Genomic DNA, 22,295 nt, shown 5'->3' with positions numbered 1-22,295 from the left:
GGCCGGGATCATCCGGCCCGCGCCACCGCCGCGCGGAAATGCGCGCACTGGGTGACATCGTCGTGCTCGCACCCGAGGGCGCAGTCGATGATCGCGAGCGAGGCCTGCGCGGCCGCGATACGTCGCGTGAGTTCCTCCTTGTGACGCCTGAGAACCGCGTCCCGCGCTTCGGGCTTCTGGAACATCTCGCGGATGCCGTCGAGGGTGAGACCCGCTTCCTTCGCGCGCAGGATGACCGAGACTCGGTACAGGTCGGCATCGTCGTACCGCCTCCGGTCGCCTGATCGCGCCGGCTTGAGGAGGCCGACGGACTCCCAATGGCGCAAGACGTGCGTCGCCAGGCCGAAGCGCTCCGCGACCTCGCCGACGCTCAAGGTGCTTGACTTCATGTCGTCATTAAGTCGGACGATCCCCGGTATGTCCATGTTGCAGCGGCTCGACGCCGCCGATGCCCTGCCGGGGGCCGCCGAATTGCGGGCCCGGACCTACGAACTGCTCCGGCTCGGGCCCGGTTCCGCCGTGATCGACGTCGGCTGCGGAGCGGGGCTGGCCGTGTCCGAGTTGTCGGCGCGGGGATTTCGCGCGGTCGGCGTCGATGTCTCGCCCGAGATGGTCGAAGAGGCCCGGCGGCGTTCGCCCGAGGCGGATTTCCTGGCCGGAGACGCCTGCGCGCTACCGGTGGACGGCGGGTTCGCAGGCTACCGGGCGGACAAGGTGTTCCATGAACTGGCGGAGCCGGAGCGCGCTCTCGCGGAAGCGCGCCGGGTGCTGCTCCCGGGCGGGCGGATCGTGCTGTCCGGGCATGACTGGGACGGTCTGGTCATCGATTCCTCTTATCCGGCCCTGACGCGGGAGATCGTGCGGGCTCGTGCCTCGGAGATCACCGCGCCCCGGATCGCGCGGGGTTTTCGGCGACTACTTGCCGGAAACGGGTTTCGCGAGGTTTCGGTGGAGGGGGTCGTCGGGTTCTTCGAGGGGGATTCGTTCGTTCGCGGGTTGGTGGAGGCGGCCGTGCGTTTGGGGGCGATTTCCTTTGCTGAGGGGGAAATATGGCTTTCTGAACAACTTGATGATGAATATTATGTTGCTGTGCCCCAGTTTTTGGCATCGGGCACGGCTTGAGGGGATCTGGCGGCGACTTGCCGTCGGAAATTGTCGGTGGTCGGTTGTACGGTTCTCGGCGTGGACACAAACACAGCCTTTTTGGCTTCCCTCAAGGAAAATGTCGATCCTCGTACGCTGGGTGACGAGGAATGCGTGGCGCTCGCGCAGGCGGTGTCAGCGGATATCGCGCGGCTGGAGGCGGTCCGGTTCCGCGCGATCGCGCAGCTGGCCCGTCATCGTGACGGCGCTTCCAGTGTCGTGCAGGAGGTGGCGTTCGCCTTGTCTCTTGTAGACGGTCATGCCGGTGCGCTGGTCTCTTCCGCGAAGGCGCTGACCACCCGATTGCCCCGGACACTGGGGTTGATGGACCGGGGCCTGCTCAGCGGTGCCGGGGCGATGAAGGTCGCCGCCGCGACCGCGTGGCTGTCGGACGACAACGCCCTGGCGGCGGATGCCCTGCTGGAAGACCGATTGGCGGGGAAGAACACGGCTCAGATCCGGCGGGCGGTCAATCGCGTCGCGACGACGGTCGATCCGGAGGGTGCGTCCCGGCGTGCCGAGCACAACCGTGCGGGTCGCCGGCTGCGGATGCGCCACGGCGGGACGGGGGTCGCCTCGATCGAGATCGAGGACGGCCCGGTCGAGAAGGTGGCCGCCGCCTACACCCGGATCGACCGCGGGGCACGTGCCCTCAAGGCCGGCGGTGAGACCCGAACCTTGGATCAGTTGCGTGCCGATGTCGCCCTGGACCTCCTGTTGAGTGGCCAAGGCGGCGCTGGTGAGCGGTCGGAGGTGTTCCTCTACATGGACCTGGCGACCTATCTCGGCCTCAACGAGGATCCGGGGGAGTTGGCGGGACACGGCTCCATCCCGGCGCCGTTGGCGCGGAAGATCGCGTCGAGCGCGGACACCGTGCTGCGGCGGATCATCACGGATCCGTTGTCGGGGCAGGTGCTGGACCTCGGCCGGGACCGATATCGGCCGACAGCGGGCGTGGACGAGTTCGTACGGGTGCGGGATCGTGAGTGCCGAAGACCCGGCTGCCAACGTCCTGCCCAGGCCTGCGATCTGGACCACTCGGTGCCGTGGCAATTCGGCGGCCATACCGACGTCGCCGACCTGATCGATCTCTGCCGCCGCGACCACCGGCTCAAAGACGAACCCGGCTGGACCTACAGCCTCGCCCCTGACGGCACCCTCACGATCACCACCCCGACGGGCCAGAGTTACGACAGCACGATCCCGTCACTCCACGAGCCCCGCTCGACAGCGCCCCCGGCCGAAGAACCGCCACAGTTCTGACGGCCGCTACCGCGAAGAAACGACCACGAGCGCGTGGCTCATCACGGGCGAGTGCCGAGCACCGACATGCCGAGCACCAGTTCGTTGGCCGGATCGCAGCCGAGAAGGTCCTCGACCAGTTCGTCGCGCAGCGCCGCGGTGAACGTGACGTTCAGCCCGAGCGCCGTCGCCAGCAGGTAGACGGTCTGGCTCAGGTGTCCGACGTCCATCAGCAGCACCCGATAAGTCCGGCTCACCGGATACTTCCACTGGTTCCGTTCGATGACGCTCGTGTAGATCAGCAGCGCGCCGGCGTTCCCGGTCCAGTGCTGATCGCCGGCGAGCGCGATCAGTTCGTCGTCGTCGATCTTGCCGTCCAGGGGCGTGAGTCCGTGCCGGAAGCCGTCGTAGTGGTAGATCCCCCGATCCAGGCCTTCGACGTTCCTCGCGTAGACGTACACCTCTGTCGGATGCCTCGCCCCGCCCGACGGGCTCGTCTTGAAGACGTTCCCGGTGGTGGGGATGTCGTGATGCGTTTCCGGCCTCGTCGGCCGGGCCACCGTGAGAAGCGTGCTCAAATCGCGCAACCGCAGGGGTTCTTCGCCGAACTCGCGGACACTTCTGCGCTTGTTCAGCGCGTCGCCGAGCCCGATCGCGTTCAGTGGCTCCGGTGACGGTTCGGGGAGTGCTATCGAGTCGTACTCGCCCGAAGGCCTCACCGGAGAAGGCGGAGGGCTGGCCTTCGCCTTCTCCAGCAAGGTTTTAGCGGTCATTTCGCTGGTCGTGAACTCGGTCTCACGCAAGGATCGGGTGCCGAAGTGAAACGCCCGCGCGGACGTTCCCCAAGGACCCCAATCCCGAAGGATCTCTTCTTCCCGATGGTGCCGGGAAGAATCTTTGACCACCAGCACGTCGTACCGGATCATCGCTCGCGCGATACGGACGAGTCTTTCCCCGGTTTCGGGATTTTCGTCCGCTTCACGGATCGATTCCGGTTCTCGCCAAGAACTGAACCATCGCAGGACACGTTCGGTTCCTTCGGCGAGTTTGAGCTGGCGATGTCCGAGGTGATCGTCCCAGACGACGTCACCCTCGGACCAATAGAGCGTTCCGCAAGAGGAAACCCTTACCAGCATAGAAAGTCTTGCGCCCCAGTCCCCAGTAATACTTTCCGAATACTTCAGGTCATTCAGTGTCGCGAACGGAAAGGAGGCCCGCCGTTCGGCGGCGGCTCGAACCCGCCCCAGGTGCTCTGCGCCTTGTACTCCGCTTCAAGCTCGTACAAGAACTCGTCGTCGTCATCATCGTGCATGTCGCCGATCCTCTCCGTGAGCGGTTACTCCGGTCAAGCGAATATACCTACGCCATAAGAGTACCGGAGCGAAACGGAGAATTACGCCGAGTAATCGTTCAGGTGCTGTTTGAGTTCGCGAACGTCAGGCGACTCCGAGATGCCGAGATCGGTGTATAAGCGCAAAGCGAACCGGCGATGACGTTCCGCATTCACGTGCTCACCGAGAATGTCGAAAGCGGATGCCAACTCCTTGTGGGCGATGGGCAGCATGCTGCGATTACCGGTCGATTCGAGCACTTCCATCGCGGTCCTGAACTGGGTGACCGCGAGTTCGCCATCGCCGAGTGCACGCGAATTGATACCGAGAGCGAGAAGGCATTCCGCTTCGAGATCGGGCGATTCGTTCTCGTGGGCCAGTCTCAGCGCTTGGTCGAGTTCCGCGGCGGCTTCCGCATTGCGCTGGTTCTCGGTGTGGATCAGCCCGATCCGGTGCCTTGCGCGGGCTTCGATGAGCACGCTGCCGTGGGCATGGGCGGTCTCGCGGACCCAGCCGAGGTGTTCGATAGCCTGGTCGGACTCGCCCTTGAGCCAGTGGGTGACACCCGAATTGCCCCTGGCCCGGCATTGCATCCGTACGTCGCCGGTGGTCGAGGCCAGCTCGAACACCTCGTTGAACAGCCGGTTCGCCTCGGTGAACTCGTTGAGCCGCCACAGGGTCAGCGCGTACATGTGCAGGGCCTGGTATTCGAGGACCACGTTCCCCGTGACCCGCGCGGCGGACAGGGCGAGGGTCTCAAGTTCCCTGGCCTGGCGGTAGTAGCCGCGGTTGTCGAAGTAGCGCCAGACCGCCGAGCAGAAGAGCACCAGGTCCGAGTAGTGCTGGTGGTTGTTCATCGCGACGGCCACCGGCAGGACGTTCTGCCATTGGGCGTCCATCCAGTGCGCGGCCTGGTCGTAGTCGGCGAAGGACTGCCCGAACTCGCTCTTCGGCACCTCGAGGCCGCCCGGTTCTTCCTCGGAGTCCGGGTCGATGAAGTCCATCGCGGCCGCGACGGTGCTGCGGTAGTAGTCGAAGAGCCGCCGCATCATCGCTTCGCGCTGGTGCTCGGGCTCCTCGGCGAGCAGGAGTTCGCGACCGTAGCTGCGGAGGAGGTCGTGCATCTCGTACCGGTCCATCGTCGGCTGCCGCAGCAGGTTCACGTCGACGAGGCGTTCGGCCAGGCGGCGTGCCTCGCCGAGGTCCACTTCGGCCAGCGCCGCTGTCGAGTGGAGGTCGAACGCGGCACCGGGATGGTGGCTCAACCGGCGGAACACCAGGCGCTCGGTCTCGGACAAGTTCAGATAGGACACTCGGAAGGCGCCCGCGACGTCGCGTTCCCCCGCGGTGAGCTCGCCGAATCTGTTCCGCTCGTCGCGCAACTGCCGGGCGACGAAGTCGAGCGTCCAGGACGCCCGCGCCCGCAGCCTGCTCGCCGTGACGGCCAGCGCGAGCGGGAGATCGCCGCACAGGCTCGCGACCTGGTCGGCCGCGTCGGGGGATTCCCGCCTCAGCCGGGAGGTCCCGACGATCCGGCCGAGCAGGTCCACCGCGTCCGCCCGGCTGAACGGTTCCAGGGAGAGCAGTTCCGCGCCGTCGAGGTCCACGAGCCGGGTCCGGCTGGTGATCAGCACGCAGCAACTCGCCGAACCGGGCAACAGCGGCCTCACCTGCGCCGCCCCGATGGCGTTGTCCAGCACCACGAGCACGCGTTTGCCGGCGAGGCAGCTGCGGAACAACGCAGCGCGCTGGCCGGTCCCGGCGGGGATGTCCGAACCCTGGATGCCGAGTGACCGCAGCAGCGCTTCGAGCGCGGCCCCGGGGTCGACGGGGTCACCGGCAGGCGAGAACCCCTCGAGGTTCACGAAAAGCTGCCCGTCGGGGAACAGTGGGGCGAGGCGGTGCGCGGAGTGGACCGCCAGCGCTGTCTTGCCGACACCGGGCATCCCGTCGATCGCGATCAGCCGGGGCCCGGTCGAGGAGTCGTCCTGGCCGATTTCGAGGACGGTCCGCAGCTCCGCGGCACGGCCGCCGAACGCCGGGAGGTCCGCGGGAAGCTGCGCGGGGCGAGGGAAGAGGGACTTCTGCGCGTCCGCGTCCTCGCGCCGCCCACCGGTGTCCATCCCGGCCCGGAGCCCGCCGACGCCGTACCGGACGAGGGCGTCGTCCTGCATCAGCTCGGCGTCGGTGCGCAGGATCTGCTGGTGGAGCGCGCTCAGCTCGGCACTCGGGTCGACCCCCAGCTCGTCCGCTAGCGCGATCCTGGTCCGGTCGAACGTCCTGAGCGCGTCGGCACCGCGGCCCGCCCGGTAGAGCGCCAGCATGGTGAGGACCTGGAGGGTCTCGCGGGTGGGATGCCAGGCGGCCAGGTCGAAGGCCTCCCGTGCGGCCGCCTCGGTCTCGCCGAGCCTGAGCCTGGCGCCGATCAGGAGCTCGGAGGCGGCGAGGCGTTCTTCGTCGAGTCTCCGCGCCGTCTGCTCGATGGCGTCGCCTTCGAGACCGTCGAAGGCCGGGCCGCGCCAGAGCGCGAGCGCGTCCGCGAGCTTGGCGGCGGCCTGGGAGATCAGCCCGGCCGCCAGGAACTCGGCGCCCTGGTTGTAGTCCGCTTCGAAGCGGACCGAGTCGACCGAGGCGCTGCTCGTGACTACCCGGTAGGCCGAGCCGGTGGTGACCACGGCGGACCGGGCCACGCCGAGGTCGTGCCGCAGCCGCGCGATCGCGTTGCTGACCTGGCGGACAGCGGTCTTCGGCGGCCTGTCCGGCCACATCGTGCCGATCAGGTACGACACCGGGACAAGCCTGCCCGCGTTGATCAGCAGGGAGGCGAGGAGGCGCTGTTCACGCCGCCCGCCCAGCCGGACGGGTACGCCGTCGACCTCGGCTTCGAGCGGGCCGAGAACGGAAAAGCTGAGCTGGGATCGCTGGCCGGGATGTTTCGAATCGCCGGGGGTTCGGGCAGATTCCGCCGATTCGGGTAAACGTTCAGCGGTCATATGCGACTATGTCGTCCGAGACCGTGAGCGTGCTCACGCACTACCTCCAGTCCGTTCGCCAGCTGACCGGCACCCTAGCCCACCGCCTCGGCCTCCAGCCAGATCGGCGCGGGGTACGCCATGCGGCATTCGGCCTAACGGGCGGGCGCGCGCCTGCCTTCGAACCGGTCCGATTCTACGCCCGGCCGCCCCTGAACTGCGCGGATGCCCGGCGGTGACGAGCCGATGTAAATCCGATGCAGGGCCTTGGAAAGCTGAAGACATCAGCTGACGGGCACGGCGCGACGGGGCAGCGCGCCGAACCGTGTGTAGGGGCTCCGCGGCGGTTGGCCTTCGTACTGGGGGTGGCCAACCGCCCTGGTAGCCCCTTTTTTCCGTCACAGGTTGCTCCCGGCAAAGCGCGGCACACTGGACCAAAGAGGAGTGTGCCGTCATGAGTGCTCTTGGCGATCTGCTGGGCGTCCTGCTCACCCTGTTCCTGATCGTGCTCGTCGTCCGGATGGTGCTGGACTGGGCCGTCAACCTCGCCACCAGGCTGCCTTCCTGGGCTTTCCGGGTGCGCGACCTCGCCCACCGGGTGACCGAACCGGTGCTGGCGCCGGTCCGCCGCGTGGTCCGCCCGGTGCGGGCCGGTGGGGTGGCGTTCGATCTCGCCTTCACGCTCGTGTTCCTCGCGGTGGTGCTCCTCCAGTCTCTCGCGTTCAGTCTCTGACCAGGTGTGATCCGCCGCTGTTGCGGGTATCAGGCGCGTGAGGAGAGGAGTGTGCCCATGCGTCCGGTCTGGAGCGGTTCGCTTTCACTCGGCCTGGTGACGGTGCCGGTCCGGCTGTACAGCGCGGTCGAGGACCACACGGTGCACTTCCGCCAGTTCCAGCGCGGCACCGAGGACCGCATCCGGTACCGGCGGGTGAACGAGCGCACCGGCAAGGAAGTCGACTTCGACGACATCGTCAAGGGTTACGAGCTCGACAGCGGCGAGTACGTCGTCGTCGAGCCCGGCGAACTCGACGAGATCGCGCCCGGCAGGTCGAAGTCTCTCGACATCGAGAGCTTTGTCGAGCTGGACGCCATCGACCCGGCGTTCTTCGACAAGACGTACTGGCTGGCGCCCGCGAAAGACGAGTTCGAGCGTCCGTACGCGCTGCTGCTCGAAGCGATGCGTTCGTCGGGCAAGGCCGGGATCGCGAAATTCGTCATGCGCGGCCGCGAGTACCTGGCGCTGGTCCGTTCGGGCGACGGCGTCATGGTGCTCAACACCCTGCATTTCGCCGCCGACCTGCGGGATCCCGCCGAGGAGCTGCCGGATCTGCCGGGCAAGGCCAAAGCACGCGGCAAGGAACTCGACATGGCCGTCAACCTGATCGACGCCATGAGCGACGACTGGCGGCCCGAGGAGTACCACGACACCTACACCGACCGGGTCCGGAAGCTGATCAAGGCCAAGAAGAAGGGCGAGACCATCACGCCCGCCACCGAGGTCGGCGAGCCGACGAAGGTCGTCGACCTGTTCGAGGCGCTTTCGAAGAGCGTCGAGAGCGGGAGGACCAAGAAGAAGTCCGGGGCGAAGAAGCCTCCGCAGAAGAAGCCGTCAAAGAAGAACGACCTGTCCTCGTTGTCGAAGGCGGAGCTGGAGAAGCTCGCGCGGGAACGGGACATCAAGGGGCGTTCGAAGATGACGCGCGCCGGGCTGGAGAAGGCGCTCAAGGCCTCCTGAGTTCGTCCGCGATGGCCTCGATCAGCAGCCGGACGTCCTCTGCCGCCGTCGCGTGCAGCCCTTCGGAGACGATCAGCACGTCGGACGTCGTGGCGGAGACCGCGGAATGCCCGCTCTGCCGGTTCGTCCACCGCCGCGCGTGGGCTTGCCCGTGCTCGTCGGCGAAGATCACCTCGCCCGGGTTCGGATGCTCGACCGTGCCCGCGAAGGTCACGTACTTCTCGTCGCCGCGCGCGTGACGGACTTCCAGCGAACCGCTGATCTTCGCGACGTCGAGCACCGCGATCGGGATGGCGTAGGCGACCGAGACCGCGTTGCAGAGGTCGATCACCGGATGGATCCGGGGGAGCGAGCCCTCTTTCCGGAGGCGGCGCAGCAGCGATTCCGACGCGCAGCGGTACTGCGTGGGTTTCAGGCCCATCTTGGCGAACGCCCGGCGCCAGGCCTGGATCTCGGGGAACTCCGATTCCGGGCCGTCCGCGAGCCGTCGTGTCGCCCGCGCGATGAACTTCTCGATGTCCACCGGCATTTCGGGAGAGATGCCGGCGGTCTCGAAGGTGCCGACGGCGAGGGTGGGGTGCTCGGCGCGGACGTCGGGGTGGTGCTGGAGTCGCATGGGAGCCCTGTCTACTGGGTGGTGAACGCGAGTTTGGCGCCGAGCGCGGCGAAGGAGCCGGCGAAGACACGCCGAGTCCAGGCGAGTACACGCGGCCGGGAAAGGACGTGGTGGCGCACGCCGGCGGCGAGGACGCCGTACACGCTGAACACCACGAAGGTCGCCAGCATGAACACTCCGCTGAGCAGCAGCATCCGCGGGACGGAGCCGGGCTCGCCGGCCGGGACGAACTGGGGCAGGAAAGCGAAGAAGAACAGCGTCAGCTTCGGGTTCAGGACGTTGATCAGCACACCGGAGGTGATCGTCCGCAGCGCCGAAGCCGGTTCGGGATCGCCCTCGACGACGATCGCTTCGCGGTCCCTCAACGTCGCCCACGCCATGTAGAGCAGGTAGGCGACGCCGAGGTACTTGATGATTTCGAACGCCACCGCGCTCGCGTGCAGCAGTGCCGCGAGGCCGGTGACCGCGGCCACCATGTGGGGGACGATCCCGAGGGTGCAGGCGATCGCGGCGATGATGCTCGCGCGCCTGCCGCGGGCCAGCCCGGCGGAGAGGGTATAGACCACCCCGGTGCCGGGTGTGGCGACCACGATCAGCGTGGTTATCAGGAAGGCGATGCTCACGCCGCCCACTCTGCGCGCTGTTTGGCCCGATGGACAGGACCAAAGTCGATTCACTCCACTGGACCAAAGGCTTGATCGAGGCGGCCGGAGTCCGTCACCGGATGGAGTGGCATGATGCACGCTCGCACGTCGACGAGGAAGGCCTTGGTTTGAGCGCGCGCACTTCCCAGGTGGACGACCTCCGGCTGGTGGCACAACCGAACGCGGTGTTGTGCTCCGAGCTCTTCGTCCGTCTCATCTTGTCGGATTGGTCCTTGCGGCCGTTGCTCGATCAGGCGAAGACCGCCGCCGCCAGATTGGTGGGCACGCTGGTCGACGCGGCCGATCCGAAGGAGCCGCCGTTCCTGACGCTGAGATTGCGCCTCCGGTCGGACGTGCTGGTCATCGAGGTCGACCACGAGCTGGACGGACTCCCCGTGCCGACCCCCGCGCCGGGCGAGCGGACCGGGGTGGCGCCGAGCGCGACCGGCGGCGTGACCCTCTGGTGCGAGCTGCCGCTGCCCGGCGGCCTGTCCGCCGGGCAGGTCCGGCTGCCGCGGCGGGGCGATCGCCGCACCCTGGTGGACGAGCCGGTCTCCGGTGATCCCGTCGGCGCGGATCCCGAGGTCCTGGAACGGCTTCTGACCCGGCTGAGCGGCTGGTCCGGCTGATCTTCGTGAAAGGATCCGGTGATGGCCACGAAGCGCGTCACCACACCGATCCTGGAGATCGAGTACGAAAACGCCGGTGAGGCGGGCGCGCCGCCGGTGATCCTGCTCCACGGGTTCCCGTACGACGTGCGGGCCTACGACGAGGTCGCCCCGGTCGTCGCTGCCGGTGGCGCCTCGGTGTACGTCCCGTATCTCCGCGGGTTCGGCGGGACGCGGTTCCTCGACGACGCCACGCCCCGGTCCGGGCAGCAGGCCGCGCTCGCACAGGATCTTCTCGACTTCATGGACGCGCTGGGGCTGGAGAAAGCCGTCGTCGCCGGATACGACTGGGGCGGCCGCGCGGCGTGCATCGCGGCCGCGCTCCGGCCCGGGCGCGTGCGCGGGCTGGTCTCGGTGGACGGCTACAACGTCCAGAACCTCGCCTACGCCGGCGAACCCGCGCCACCCGAATGGGAACGCACCTACTGGTATCAGTATTACTTCCACTCCGAACGTGGCCGCCGTGGGCTGACGGAGAATCGTGAAGAGCTGTGCGCCCTGCTGTGGCGCACCTGGTCGCCGACCTGGGCGGGCGCCGACGCGGCGTTCCCGGCCAGCGCCCCCAGTCTCCACAACCCGGACTTCGTCGACGTCGTCATTCACTCGTACCGGCACCGCTTCGGCCTGGCGGAAGGGGATCCGCGGTACCAGGCGCTCGAAGACCTGATCGCGGAGGAACCGCCCATCACGGTGCCGACGATCGTGCTCGAAAGCGGGGACGACGGTGTCGGCGGGCCCAGTGCCGAAGGAGACCGCGAGTACTTCACCGGGTCGTACGACCATCGGGTTCTGTCGGGGGTCGGGCATAACGTTCCCCAGGAGGCCCCTGAAGCGTTCGCCGCGGCGGTGGCTTCGCTGCTTCGGTGAAGAGCCCTTCCGACGAAAGGACCGTCCGTGACCGACACCCCGCCCGCGCCCCCGGTACCACCGGGGACGTTCCTGCTCGAACTCGTCCCGGTGCCGGTCAGCGACATCGACCGGGCGAAGGAGTTCTACACCGAGCGGCTCGGGTTCCACGTCGACGTCGACGTCCGGCCCGCCGACGGGGTCCGGATCGTCCAGCTCACCCCGCCCGGTTCCGCCTGCTCGATCACCTTGGCCACCGGGATCGCGACGCTCGACATGCCGGTCGGGACCCTGCGCGGGCTTCATCTGGTGGTCGCGGACATCGAGGAGGCCAGGGCCGCGCTCATCGCGAGGGGCGCCGAAGTCGGGCCGGTCGAGGACATGGGTGGCGTCTTCTACGCGGCTTTCAGCGATCCGGACGGCAACACCTGGACGCTCCAGCACATGCCCTGGCGCGTGGGGTGAGGGCGATCACCCGTCCGTGCGCGTGACGAATCCCGATCTTCGCTTGTCCTTCCTGCGTCGGCGCACGATCCGGGCGCCACGGACGGAGGAGGACCCGATGTCGTTGGGCGACAAGATCAGCAACAAGGCCGAAGAGCTCGGCGGTAAGGCCAAGGAGGCCGCCGGTGACGCCACCGGCAACGAGGAGCTGCGCGCGGAAGGCCAGACGGACCAGGCGAAGGCCGGTCTCAAGGGTGCCGTCGAGAACGTGAAGGACGCCGTCGGCGACGCGGCGGACAAGATCCGCGACACCTTCAAGAAGTAGCGGTTGTTCCGGGCCGGGGCAGCGGTTTCCGTGCCCCGGCCCGTTCTTCAGCCGTGCAGGAGCACCGGCAGGCTGGTGAGCCTCGTGCCCTGGATACCGCCGAGGAACGCCTGCCGGAGTCCGGCGTAAGGCACGGCGAGCCGGGCACCGGGGAAGTCCGTGCGCAGAACCGTCGCCACCGCCCGGAGTTCGAGCTGCGCGAGCTGGGCGCCGACGCAGAAGTGCGGGCCCGCGCCGAAGGCCAGATCCGGTCCGGGCCGCCGGTCGGGATCGGTGTTGATGCCCTGGATGTCGACGAGCACGGGAGCCCGGGCGGGGAGCCTGGTGCCGGCGAGGTCGAGCTCGACGGTGGTGAACCGCCAGAGCGTGAACGGCGCGGGCGGATGGTCCCGCAGGGTCTCGCGGACGAGGTCGTCCTCGGATGCCTTGTCCCCGTCGAGAAGCCGCGAGATCAGGAAGCCGATCGAGGCGTCGGTGGTCAGCTGCCCGGCGAAGATCAACGCGAACAGGTGATACCTCAGGTCGTCTTCGGTCGTCCCTGGTGGGACACGGTCGCGTAGTTCCGCCGCGAGCCCGTGCCGGTCCGGCGTCAGCCCCGCCGCCGCGAGGCCCGCGATCGCGCCGATGGCCTCGCCTTGCGCGCCCGGTTCCGGACTGGACATGCGGCGGCAGGCGTCCACGGCGGCGTCGAGCAGGTCGAGCGGGATGCCGAGCAGATCGAGCAGGACCATCAGCGGGAACCGGGTCGAAAACCCGTCCATCAGGTCGACGGGTTCCTCGCCCAGGCCGGCGAGCAGTTCGTGGGCGATCTCGTGGATCCGGCCGGACTGCGCCTGAATCCGTTTGGCGCTCAGCAGCGGGGCGTGCGCGCGCCTCAGTCTCGCGTGGCCGGGGCCGTCCAGCGTGGTCAAGGACGGTTGTTCCGCCGCGGTCTGTTCGAGCCCGGCGCGGTCCCAGTCTTCCGGGGCCAGCGCGGGGTCTTTGGCGATGCGGGGGTCGGAGAGGACTTCGCGGGCCAGTTCCTCCTCGGTCACGATCCACGCGCTTCCGCCCGCCGGGGCGGCCACTTCGACGAGAGGGCCGGCGGCCCGCAGCGCCGGGCGGACAGGGTCGGGCTCGGTGATGCCGCGGGTCGTCGCGGCGAAGGGATCGGGGAGCACAACAACTCCTTCACTGTGAAGTATCTTCATCATGAAGGTATATTTGCGGCCGGTAGGTTGTCAAAGCACGGATCCGAGGAGGGGTGATGGAGGACGATGTCGCGGCGCGGAGCGCGTCGCTGCTGGACGGCCTCCGCGGCTTCGGGGCGAACTACACCGAGTTCACCCGGCGTTTCGCGAACTGGCTCGGCCTGCACGCCACCGACGCCGCCGCACTCGTGGAGATCCTGTACGCCGAAGACACCGGCGCGCCGCTTTCCCCGGCCCGGCTCGGCGAACGCGTCGCGCTGACCTCCGGCGCGACCACGAACCTGCTGAACCGGCTGGAGAGCCTCGGTTACGTGGTGCGGACCCGGGAGAGCGCCGACCGGCGGAAGGTGACCCTGCGCAGCGGCCCCGACATCCAAGGGCCCGCGCGGGAGTTCTTCGGGCCGTTCAGCGCGGGGCTCACGGCGCTGGTCGCCGAGTACCCGGCGGAAGAGATCGAGCGGTTCGAGGCCTTTCTGCGTCATCTGAGGTCCACAATGGACAACGTGCTCGAAGATCAGGGGTAGGCCGCCCCGCCCCCGTTCGGGTGTTCTCGCCTTTCCGACCAGTCCGCGGCGCCCTCGGCGTCGAATCCCTCCCAGACGCCTCGGAACCGCGTAGCCGGGCGTCGGGTGAGGTGGAGGCAGCTTGATGGTCGAGGGTGTGCGGACGAGTCCGCGCGGAAGCGGCGGCGCCGGAACGGAGCCCGCCGAGGCGAGCCTGATGCAACGCGTCGCGGCCGGGGACGAGCAGGCGTTCGCCGACCTGTACGACGTCGTGGCGGGACCGGTGTGGGGCGTGGTGAACAGGGTCGTCCGCAACGGCACGTTCGCCGAGGAGGTGACCCAGGAAGTCCTGGTGGAGGTGTGGCGGACGGCGGCGCGGTTCAAACCGGGCAAGGGGAGCACGCTGGCGTGGGTGCTCACCATCGCGCACCGGCGGGCCGTGGACCGGGTGCGTTCGCATCAGGCCGCGCTCGACCGGGACGACCGTGCGGGCAGGCTCGACTTCCGGCGCCCGTTCGACGAGGTCGCCGAATCGACCATCACCAACCTGGAGCAGCAACGGGTGCGCCAGTGCCTGTCCGCGCTCACCGACCTGCAACGGGAATCGGTGGTACTGGCCTATTACAACGGTTACACCTATCCGGAGGTCGCGGAAGTGCTCAAGACCGCGCCCGGCACGGTGAAGACCCGCATCCGCGACGGCCTGATCCGGTTGCGTGACTGCTTGGGGGTGGGGCAATGACCGCGGAACTGCACATACTGACCGGGGCTTACGCCGTGAACGCCGTCCCGGAGGAGGAGGCCGAGGCGTTCAAGAGGCATCTGCGCGGCTGCCCCGCGTGCGCCCAGGAGGTCCGGGAGTTCCAGGAGACCGCGGCGCGCCTGGGGTCGGCGCTCGCCGCTGTTCCACCGCCGAGACTGCGGAACGCGACGCTCGCGCAGGTCGCCCGGACCCGCCAGTGGCCGCCTCTGGTCGCGGCCGTCCGTCGGCCCCGGGCGGCGAAGAAACCACCGATCCGGGTAGCGCTGTGGGGAGCCGCCGCGGCCGCCGCCGGGGCGCTGGTGTTCGGCCTGGTCACCACGAACACCGAGCCGGGGACCGACCCCGCCCAGCGGCAACTCGCCTCGGTGAACTCGGTGCTCACCGCGCCCGACGCCTCGACGGCCAAGGGCGCCGAACCCGGGACGGCGACGGTCGTGACCTCGCGGAGCCAGGGCAAGATCGTCGTGCTGGCCGGTGATCTTCCGCCACTGGCGCCCGGCAAGGCGTATCAGGTCTGGTTCATCGGGAAGAGCGGCGTGCATTCCGCCGGGATGCTGGCCGACGACGGTCCACATCGGACTCGACCGGTCCTCGCGGATCTGCCGGGCGGGATCGACCGCGTCGGCATCACCGCGGAACCCGCCGGTGGTTCGTCCGCTCCCACCGTCCCGGCGGTCGTCATGGTGAATCTCACCTAGACGCCTCCGTCTCGCTCGGCATACCGGCCTCCTGAAACCATCTACGCGCGTCGGACGGCCGTCGATGGACAGCCAAACTGGTGTTGAGCCCTAACGTGCGCAAGGGTCGCAAGATCGCGTACGCGGTGGTGTGGATGGCGAAAGGCACTCCGTCACGGCGTGCGTCCGCCTGGGCGGTCAGCAACTCCCAGAGCGTGCTGGCCGACCCGAAGGTCATCGTGGTCGCGTCGACCAGGAGAGCGCGGGGACGGGCGGCGATCGCTGCGGCGAGACAGGCCCGCAGCGACGCCTTCCGTGTCGAGTCGAAATCGCCGCGCAGTACCACGATCAGCGCGTCGCCTTGCCAGACCGCCTCTTCGGAACCCTCGCGAGGCATCGGGATACGGGAGTAGTCGGACCACAATTCCGTGGTGTGCCTCGATCGGCGAGGCGACCTGGTAGGGCCCATGCCTGGTCTCCTCGGTTTCGACCCGGGGGATCGGCTCAGAACCAGTGCGCGCGGCCGCCGACCTTGCGCCCCGTGCCACCGAGGATCGCGAGAACGACACCCGCGACGGCGACCACGGCACCGATGGTGGTCAGCACGGAGATGCCGGTGATCAGGCCGATCACGAGGATGATGACTCCGAGCACGATCATGGTTGTTCTCTTTTCTCGCCACGGCCGGTACGAACCGGCCACCGAATGGGGATCGTGGCGTTCAATGCCCAAGCCTGCCCCGAATCAAACGCCGGGGGCCGGAGGCTTCGTCCATGGCCGATGTCGTCTCGGGCTCTTCGGCGGATCGGGTTTGAGGCACCCTTTTCCGTGGTATTGAGGGAGATCATTGCCGTCTTCCCGCGGAGGGTGCTCGTGCAGATCCAAGTCAACACCGACCACAACGTCCACGGCGGCGAGGGACTGGCCACCTACGTGAAGACGGACCTGGAGAACAGCCTGTCCAGGTTCGGCGGATGGTTGACCAGGGTGGAGGTACACCTCAGCGACGACGGGGGTGCCAAGCCCGAAGACAAGAAGTGCGTGATCGAAGCGCGCCCCGGAGGCAAACAGCCCGTCGCGGTCACCCATCACGCGGCGACCGTGGACGAGGCGTACGCCGGCGCGGCGCACAAAGTGAGGAGTCTCCTGGATTCCCAGTACTCCCGTGCCCATGATCACAAGGGAAGCCCGAGCATCCGCCACATGGCGGCCCCGGAGAACCCGGAGCAGGTCGCCGAGTTGGTGCGCCGGTGACTCGGCGCACCTACTCGGCCGGTCGAGCCTGCGAAAGGCCTAATCAGCGCTTCGGAGTTCGGCGACTTCGGCGACTTCACTGACTGAACGCCACTCGATGGGTGAACCCGTCGTCTCCGAAGCCCGTGGCGCCGGAACGAGCTGCCCGCCGGGATCTGATCCCTGTCTGGGTAGCAGGGTGGAGGCGTAGCCGGCTTGGAAATAGGCGATGGTGTCGGTCAGGATGCGGTTCATCAGCGCTACCTTCGCTGGGTCGGGCTTCGGTTGCCGGGTCGCGGCTAGGAAGGCCGCCCACCACGGGACGAGGTCTCCGAGCTTCGAGGCCGTGTGCCCGTCCAACGGTGCCAGCACGTTCGCCACCCCGGTGCCGATATCGGCGGGCGAGGGGTTCTTCGCGGTCACCTCGTCCTGGACCAGTTCGATCAGCAACGGGTTGTCGGCCAGGTCGATCAGCCGCACGGGTTCGGGGGCGACGGTCTGGTCGGGATTCGTGTCGAAGTGCGGCGGGACCCGGCTGACGTAGGTGACCCGGTGCAGCAGACGCCACGCGCCCTGCCCGGTGAACCGGACGTTGCGCAGGGCCACGGCGTCCGGGTCGCTGCTGGAGGTCAGCCATTCCTTGTCGATCACCTGGTTGTGGAAGGTGTCGCTGTTGTCGGTCGAAGGGGGCAGGTAAAACGACATGAATCGGTAGGCCTCGACTTTGCCCGGGCAGTAACCGGGGGTGTAGCCGTCGCCGGGGCGATAGCCCTGCAGCATCGGATCTCCCGGACAGGTCACCACCAGCGAAAGACCGCGCGACTGGTTCTCCGATTTGCCGACCTGGACTTTGAGATGCCCGCCGAACAACGCGTCGATCGAGCCGAACAGTCCGACCTGGGCGGTGAAAGTGATTTCGCCGGTCAGCCCGGTCAGATGTGTGTAGTCGCCGAATCCCGTGTAGACGCGTTCGTGGACGGCGGAGAACTGTTCGGTTTCCGTGTGCAAGCCGCCTGACGCCGTCCAGACGTAGCGGTTGGCTATTCCGCGTGTCGGGATGTTCTGGCCGAAGTCGTAGAACTGCTTGTCTCCGACCCGGTCCAGATCGGTTTCGCCCGCCTCACCGCGCTTCTCCGCGTTGAACTGGTTGTACCTGCTCCGCATGGCTTTGTCGGACGCCGCTATCTTCGCGGCCAGGTGGTAGGCCTCGGCGGGTTTGAAGTAGCTGCCCCTGGTGACGTCGGCCTGCGGGTAGTCCGGGTCGTTGACCAGTCCTACTTTCCCGTCCAGGGTGCCGTTTTTCGCGTACCTCGGGTCGATCTGGAAAGTGAGGATGTTGCGATCCGGCGGGATGCCCAGATTCGGCAGTATCATCTTGCCGATCATCGCGCCGGTGGAGCGCAGCCGCATCGCGTAGAGATCGGCCGTCATCGACTCGACGAGCGCGTAGCCGAGGTTCAGCGGCTGGTACCGGCGGCCGACAGCCGGATTGAGATACTCCGACCGGTCCGCCCGCGCCGGCTCCCACATCCCTCTCAATCCCAGCGTGTCCGTCGTGGTGCGGGTCCAGGCGGACAGGTACGTTTCGTCCCGCTGGTGGGCGATCTCCAGGTTCGACTTGTGCCGGACACCGATCTTCCCGGTACCGCCGGTGAGCAGATGCGTCCACGCGAACACCGTCGCGCTGTCCGCCCATTTCGCCGCGACCCCGGCTTTCCCGTCGATTTCCATCTTCAGCCGGGTCCTGTAGTCCGACGAAGTGAATTCGACGGATGTGCTCTCTTCGGATCGCAGCGTGACCGTGGAAGCGTCTTGATAGGAGTTGTAGCCGAAGGGGCTGTCGTAGAGCGGGCGCGACAGGTTCTCGCTCGGTACCGGTGGCGCGCCCTCCATGTAGCCGATCACCGTGGGACGGGTCTGCACCTGACCCAGGTACACCAGATCCGTCTCGCCCATGCCGTAGGCGGTGGACAATCTGAGGGCGGTGTCCTTGTAGAAATAGGCACGGCGCATCACCGCGTACGGTGTGCCGTCGCCGTGTGTCTCCATCTCCGGGTACTCGACCACGGCGGCCTTGCCGGACAGCGGACGTTGGAACCGGGTCCGCGGACCTTGGTAGACATTGGTGACCTGAGGCCCTTCGTCGGCGACCGGCGCGGTGGAGCCGACATAGCGGGGCGAGCCGACGAGACGTCCGTTCGCGCCACGCCCGGTGAGGTCCGCGCTGGTGCCGTCCAGGGACCAGTAACCGACCAGGTCCGCCTCGTCACCCTTCAACTTCCGGTACAGCGTGGACGTGATCTGGGAAGGCGTGCGTGCGGAGTCCCAGAGCCGTACTTCGGCCAACGAGCCGTCGATGCCGTCCTGGAACTTGCCCGCGGCAGACGCACAGGCGCCGACGGTGCACTGGTCGTAGCCGCCGTACCCGGTGATTTCGTCGGCGGGAGCGGGCATCACCGAGCCGACCGGCCGGCCGTCGTGATAGCACCGGTAGTGGGCGATGTTCTGCATCACGCCCCACAGATCCGTGTCGGTGAGCCGGAAGTCGTTGTCGTTCACCGTATCCGCGGCGACGTCACCGGAATCTTCGGTGAACCACCACGCCGAGACCACGCCTTCATCGGTGTCGGCGGCTTGGTTGCGTCGCATCGCCGACCGCACCTGGGCGGCCGACAATCCGGTCGACCAGAATCGCAGCCCGGTCAAAGCGCCCGCAAAGGGCGCTTGTGCTTCCGGTGCCACCCGGCCGGTGTTCGCGGGAGGAGTACCGATGCCGACCGTCAGTGGCGCCGTGGAGTCGACGGACGTCACCGTACTGGTACCGCTCAAGGTCGTCTGCGCCGTTCCGCATTCGAAGCCGTTGGCGTAGATCGTGAGGGTGCATCGCAGGACTTGTTTGCCGCTCACCACGGCTTGAGCGGAGTTCAACGTCACCGCGAGATGCATCGGCGTCCCGCTCAGAACACTGGCTCGGCCTTGGACTGTCAGCTGGGTCCGTTTGCCCGTCGCCGGGTTGAGGAGGCCGACGGTGCAGAACGGGTAGTCGTCGGCGGTCAGCGCGAGCCGGAAGGACTGGTCCTTTCCGGACTTGCCCCAGTGCGACAGGACGGTCCGCCGCAGACCGGTGGAACCGCTCGTCTGCACCCAGCCGTCGATGGCGAACTCGCGGTCGAACGTGAGACCGCCGGGTTCGGGGCAGATTCCGTAGACCGGCCTGTCCGGTACTGGGCCCGCGAGGTTCAGATTCAGGGCACCGGAGGCCCGATAGGTGACGGCCACATGGTTCCACTCGTGGGGACGCATGCGCGCGAAGGCATGGACGGGGGCCGTGCCGCCGACTCCCGCGACGATGCCTATGAACGGGTTGTCGTCGCTCGAGCTGACCGCCTGATCCTTGGAGAGCTTGAGCAGCGCGTCGAGGGCCGGCCCGGTCGCGGTCGCGTGGTTGGCGAAGACCGACTTGTCGGTGGTGCGACCCTCGGCCAGTGACCAGGCCCCGGCCAGTCCCGGTTCGGTCCCGGTGAGCGCGGTCGCCATCGTGTACCGCAGGTCCTCGGCCGTCCTGGGCAACGACCACAGGCGCACGTCCGAGAGCCTGCCGAACATGCTGACGTGCGGACCGATCCGCGCACCGATGGCCAACGACGGCGAAGCCGACTTCGACGGCGGTCGCAGCCGGACGTTCCGCACGGTGTCGGCCAGTACGGCGTTGACGTAGATCCGCAGCGTCCAGATCCCGTTACGCCAGGACCCCGTCGCCGCGACATGCGTCCAGACGCCGGCTGGAAGCGGCGTCCCGGCGGTGAGGTAGCCCGGTTTCGAATCGTGGCTTTGCTGTTGGTAGCCAAGGGAAAGGTGACGACCGGAGTCGAGACCGAAGTTGACCAAGGGCGTCTTTCCGCTCTTGGCGTCGCAGACCTGCACGATGCTCCCGAGCCGGTTCGCCTCGGGGCAGGGCTTCGTGTCCGGCTTGACCCAGGCCTCCCAGGTGAAACCGGCCGGGCCGGGGGTGAACACCGGGTTCGACGGCACCGCGAGGTAGGAGCTCTTGTTCTTGTTCTTGTGTTTGAACGCGCCGAATCGCACTGTGGGCAGCCCTGCGACGCCGAGGTAGTACGACGGCGAGAGCTCTCCCACTCCCTTCGCCGGACCGTGGTCGTAGGTGATGACCGTCGCCGGGTCGCCGCCCTCCGGGCGAATCCAGGACTCCATGGTCCAGGTCCGCCGTGGCGCCAGCTGGGTGTTGCTCAGCGCGACGCTCATCGCTTGGGACCCGCTGAGTTCGAGCGCCTTCGGCTGGTGCGCGGCCAGCCACTTGCCGTTGTCGCCGGTGACCGTCCTGGTGCTCGTGCCGTCCACCGCCCGAGGCTCCCGGCCGAACAGCGGGCTTTCCGGCAGGACCGCGGTCAGGGCGAGCATCGCCCGGCCGGTGGTGTCGTCCGGTGGGGTGGGGGTGAGCGAGCGTTTCCGCCAGTCGGCCGCACTGACCTGTCCGACGGCGAGGGTGCCGACGGTGACCGGCTCGAGCACGTCGAACAGCAGGGAACCGCCCCGCAGATCCAGCGGGCTGGTGAACGCCTGGTCGGCCACCGGCCCCGGCCTCGGGTCGGGGGAGATGTGGCCGAACACGGCTTGGGCCTCGCTCCACGACCGCAACCGGGCGACGAAGCCCGTCTGGTCACGCGGAACGTTGTCGAGCTCGACCGCGGGTCGAGCGCCGATGACGAGGGAGACCGTGCAGTGCGCCGGATCACCCTCCGCCGGCGAGATCGTCAGTGACAGGTTTTCCGTCGTCTTGCCGACGAGCAGGATGCTGCCGCCGGTCGTGCTCAGCGCGTAGACGGGAGTGTCGGCGGGCGGCCGTTGATAGCTGTAGGTCGCCGGGTCCGCGTCACCGCCGAGGATCAGCGACGCGTTGGCCGTACCCGTCGGCACCGCTTGCCAAGTCTGCGTCGCGGTGAAACCGGCGGCCGCGGTGTAGCTCAGGGTCAGATCCACCGTGCCTTTCGCCGACGCGGTGATCTCGACCCGGGACAAGGGCAGGTCGGGGCGGTGGGAGACCAGTTCCAGCCGGCCCTCCGACGTCAAGGGCAGCCGTGCCGACGGCCGGTGGCCCAGGAAGTCGTAGAACGGCCGGGCTCCGGACAAGACCGCCTTGTCGGTGGGATCGTCGGAGAACGACCCGTTGAGGATCGAGACCATGGCGCCCACGTCTCGCGGTAGCCCACCCCAGTCCTCCCGTGGCAGGCCGGCGGCGGCGCCGTAGTCGATCGTCACGTCACAGAGATCCGGTGCGGTGATCCCGCCGCGGACACAAGCCGCGACGGTCATCTCGACCTCGTCGAAGGTGCTGCCACTGCGCCGGGCGATCACCGTGAAGGTGCCGGTCCGGTCGTCGTCGGTCTTCCAGGGCAAGGTGACCTGGGTCCTGGTGACCGCGGGGTCGTAGTGGGCGACCGCGAACGCGTCCTTGCCGGGTGTGCCCGCGCGTTCCGGGAAGTAGCAGTGGACGAGCCCGTCGGCACTGTCGAGGACGGCGGGTGCGGCGTCCGGCCTGGGAGTCCCCAGCAGAACCGCGCTGACCGTGCCGGATCCGGCCGAGCGCACCGCTTTGGCGGGAACGGGGTGGTCGCCGGCGGCCGGAGTGAAACCGCCGTGGTCGAGCGTGCCGTCGATCAGGACGCAGCCGATGCCCGCCGGGAACGCCGGGACGGTGCCGTCCGGCAGCACTCCGAAGTCGTAGACGGCCAGCGCTCCCGGCAGCCCTGCTCCGGCGTTGGCGACCGGAACCGTGACACTCACCCGGACGGCCCGGCGCAGGCTCGACGGCAGGTCCGGCGCCGCGCCGGTCCTTTCCTGCTCGGCGTACAGGGTCGGGGGGGGGACCCCCGGGGGGGGGGGCGCCGGGGGGTTTGCCCCGGTGGACCACCAGGGGGGGGGGGGGTGTATAAACGACCCGCCCC

Annotated in this window: 22 protein-coding genes; 12 read left to right on the top strand and 10 right to left on the bottom strand. The window is 68.1% G+C overall.

From position 1 onward, the window contains the following. Window positions 1-8: 8 nt before the first annotated feature. Window positions 9-389 carry a helix-turn-helix domain-containing protein gene (locus ACFWMR_RS10655; RefSeq protein WP_378378210.1) on the bottom strand — a complete coding sequence of 127 codons (381 nt, stop codon included), beginning with the start codon at window positions 387-389 and terminating at the stop codon, window positions 9-11. Window positions 390-417: 28 nt separating this feature from the next. Here ACFWMR_RS10655 and ACFWMR_RS10650 point away from each other — a divergent pair, with 28 nt between their 5' ends. After that, window positions 418-1,122 (top strand): methyltransferase domain-containing protein, encoded by a 705-nt coding sequence (locus tag ACFWMR_RS10650; protein ID WP_378378209.1) that lies wholly within the window; start codon window positions 418-420, stop codon window positions 1,120-1,122. 60 nt (window positions 1,123-1,182) lie between these two features. Continuing rightward, window positions 1,183-2,406: an HNH endonuclease signature motif containing protein gene (locus ACFWMR_RS10645; protein ID WP_378378208.1), complete on the top strand. Its 1,224-nt coding sequence runs from the start codon at window positions 1,183-1,185 to the stop codon at window positions 2,404-2,406. Between the two features lie 41 nt (window positions 2,407-2,447). Here the strand turns inward: ACFWMR_RS10645 and ACFWMR_RS10640 are convergent, their stop codons facing one another. From ACFWMR_RS10640 to ACFWMR_RS10630, 3 genes are all read right to left on the bottom strand, one after another. After that, on the bottom strand, window positions 2,448-3,158 hold the full coding sequence (locus ACFWMR_RS10640) for a SagB/ThcOx family dehydrogenase (RefSeq protein WP_244199811.1): 711 nt from the start codon (window positions 3,156-3,158) through the stop codon (window positions 2,448-2,450). Between the two features lie 416 nt (window positions 3,159-3,574). Then, a complete protein-coding gene (locus tag ACFWMR_RS10635) occupies window positions 3,575-3,697 on the bottom strand; it encodes a hypothetical protein (protein WP_279629237.1) in 123 nt (40 codons plus the stop codon). Between the two features lie 81 nt (window positions 3,698-3,778). After that, the gene (locus tag ACFWMR_RS10630; RefSeq protein WP_378378207.1) at window positions 3,779-6,709 is read right to left on the bottom strand and encodes an AfsR/SARP family transcriptional regulator; all 2,931 of its coding nucleotides are present in this window, start codon (window positions 6,707-6,709) and stop codon (window positions 3,779-3,781) included. 433 nt (window positions 6,710-7,142) lie between these two features. On the opposite strand from ACFWMR_RS10630, the gene ACFWMR_RS10625 reads away from it, so the two are divergent. After that, window positions 7,143-7,421, top strand: coding sequence for a YggT family protein (locus ACFWMR_RS10625; protein WP_093936285.1), 279 nt, complete (start codon window positions 7,143-7,145; stop codon window positions 7,419-7,421). A gap of 57 nt (window positions 7,422-7,478) precedes the next feature. Then, entirely contained in the window at window positions 7,479-8,423 is a 945-nt protein-coding gene (gene ku / locus ACFWMR_RS10620) for a non-homologous end joining protein Ku (protein ID WP_378274849.1), read from the top strand. Here ku and ACFWMR_RS10615 read toward each other — a convergent pair. Together ACFWMR_RS10615 and ACFWMR_RS10610 are read right to left on the bottom strand one after the other, a co-directional pair. After that, window positions 8,410-9,039 (bottom strand): B3/B4 domain-containing protein, encoded by a 630-nt coding sequence (locus ACFWMR_RS10615; RefSeq protein ID WP_378378206.1) that lies wholly within the window; start codon window positions 9,037-9,039, stop codon window positions 8,410-8,412. The two genes, ku and ACFWMR_RS10615, sit on opposite strands and share 14 nt — an antisense overlap. Before the next feature lie 11 nt (window positions 9,040-9,050). Continuing rightward, entirely contained in the window at window positions 9,051-9,662 is a 612-nt protein-coding gene (locus ACFWMR_RS10610; protein WP_093936334.1) for a LysE family translocator, read from the bottom strand. A 149-nt stretch (window positions 9,663-9,811) separates the two neighbouring features. On the opposite strand from ACFWMR_RS10610, the gene ACFWMR_RS10605 reads away from it, so the two are divergent. From ACFWMR_RS10605 to ACFWMR_RS10590, 4 genes are all read left to right on the top strand, one after another. Further along, complete coding sequence (locus ACFWMR_RS10605; protein WP_093936333.1) at window positions 9,812-10,312, top strand: histidine kinase; 501 nt, start codon at window positions 9,812-9,814, stop codon at window positions 10,310-10,312. Window positions 10,313-10,333: 21 nt separating this feature from the next. Further along, entirely contained in the window at window positions 10,334-11,218 is an 885-nt protein-coding gene (locus ACFWMR_RS10600; protein ID WP_378378205.1) for an alpha/beta fold hydrolase, read from the top strand. 27 nt (window positions 11,219-11,245) lie between these two features. After that, on the top strand, window positions 11,246-11,662 hold the full coding sequence (locus tag ACFWMR_RS10595) for a VOC family protein (RefSeq protein WP_378378204.1): 417 nt from the start codon (window positions 11,246-11,248) through the stop codon (window positions 11,660-11,662). Window positions 11,663-11,759: 97 nt separating this feature from the next. Continuing rightward, complete coding sequence (locus tag ACFWMR_RS10590) at window positions 11,760-11,966, top strand: CsbD family protein (protein ID WP_005155015.1); 207 nt, start codon at window positions 11,760-11,762, stop codon at window positions 11,964-11,966. A 47-nt stretch (window positions 11,967-12,013) separates the two neighbouring features. Here the strand turns inward: ACFWMR_RS10590 and ACFWMR_RS10585 are convergent, their stop codons facing one another. Continuing rightward, the gene (locus ACFWMR_RS10585) at window positions 12,014-13,126 is read right to left on the bottom strand and encodes a cytochrome P450 (RefSeq protein WP_378378203.1); all 1,113 of its coding nucleotides are present in this window, start codon (window positions 13,124-13,126) and stop codon (window positions 12,014-12,016) included. 86 nt (window positions 13,127-13,212) lie between these two features. Here ACFWMR_RS10585 and ACFWMR_RS10580 point away from each other — a divergent pair, with 86 nt between their 5' ends. From ACFWMR_RS10580 to ACFWMR_RS10570, 3 genes are all read left to right on the top strand, one after another. Next, window positions 13,213-13,680, top strand: a complete 468-nt coding sequence (locus ACFWMR_RS10580; protein ID WP_093936279.1) for a MarR family winged helix-turn-helix transcriptional regulator — start codon at window positions 13,213-13,215, stop codon at window positions 13,678-13,680. A gap of 124 nt (window positions 13,681-13,804) precedes the next feature. Beyond that, on the top strand, window positions 13,805-14,401 hold the full coding sequence (sigK, locus tag ACFWMR_RS10575) for an ECF RNA polymerase sigma factor SigK (protein ID WP_093936278.1): 597 nt from the start codon (window positions 13,805-13,807) through the stop codon (window positions 14,399-14,401). Beyond that, window positions 14,398-15,120 carry an anti-sigma factor gene (locus ACFWMR_RS10570; protein ID WP_378378202.1) on the top strand — a complete coding sequence of 241 codons (723 nt, stop codon included), beginning with the start codon at window positions 14,398-14,400 and terminating at the stop codon, window positions 15,118-15,120. Before sigK ends, ACFWMR_RS10570 begins: the two co-directional genes overlap by 4 nt. On the opposite strand, the gene ACFWMR_RS10565 is transcribed toward ACFWMR_RS10570, so the two are convergent. Both ACFWMR_RS10565 and ACFWMR_RS10560 read right to left on the bottom strand, forming a co-directional pair. Beyond that, a complete protein-coding gene (locus ACFWMR_RS10565) occupies window positions 15,113-15,496 on the bottom strand; it encodes an STAS domain-containing protein (protein ID WP_378378201.1) in 384 nt (127 codons plus the stop codon). The two genes, ACFWMR_RS10570 and ACFWMR_RS10565, sit on opposite strands and share 8 nt — an antisense overlap. A gap of 107 nt (window positions 15,497-15,603) precedes the next feature. After that, complete coding sequence (locus ACFWMR_RS10560) at window positions 15,604-15,759, bottom strand: hypothetical protein (RefSeq protein ID WP_167406258.1); 156 nt, start codon at window positions 15,757-15,759, stop codon at window positions 15,604-15,606. 213 nt (window positions 15,760-15,972) lie between these two features. Here ACFWMR_RS10560 and ACFWMR_RS10555 point away from each other — a divergent pair, with 213 nt between their 5' ends. Further along, window positions 15,973-16,353 carry an HPF/RaiA family ribosome-associated protein gene (locus ACFWMR_RS10555; protein WP_378378200.1) on the top strand — a complete coding sequence of 127 codons (381 nt, stop codon included), beginning with the start codon at window positions 15,973-15,975 and terminating at the stop codon, window positions 16,351-16,353. A gap of 39 nt (window positions 16,354-16,392) precedes the next feature. On the opposite strand, the gene ACFWMR_RS10550 is transcribed toward ACFWMR_RS10555, so the two are convergent. After that, window positions 16,393-22,134, bottom strand: a complete 5,742-nt coding sequence (locus ACFWMR_RS10550) for a LamG domain-containing protein (RefSeq protein ID WP_378378199.1) — start codon at window positions 22,132-22,134, stop codon at window positions 16,393-16,395. Between the last annotated feature and the right edge of the window lie 161 nt (window positions 22,135-22,295).

Origin of the sequence: Amycolatopsis thailandensis, assembly GCF_042723255.1 — a bacterium.
Taxonomy (GTDB): Bacteria; Actinomycetota; Actinomycetes; order Mycobacteriales; family Pseudonocardiaceae; genus Amycolatopsis; species Amycolatopsis thailandensis.
This window is presented reverse-complemented; position numbering and strand designations above follow the sequence as displayed.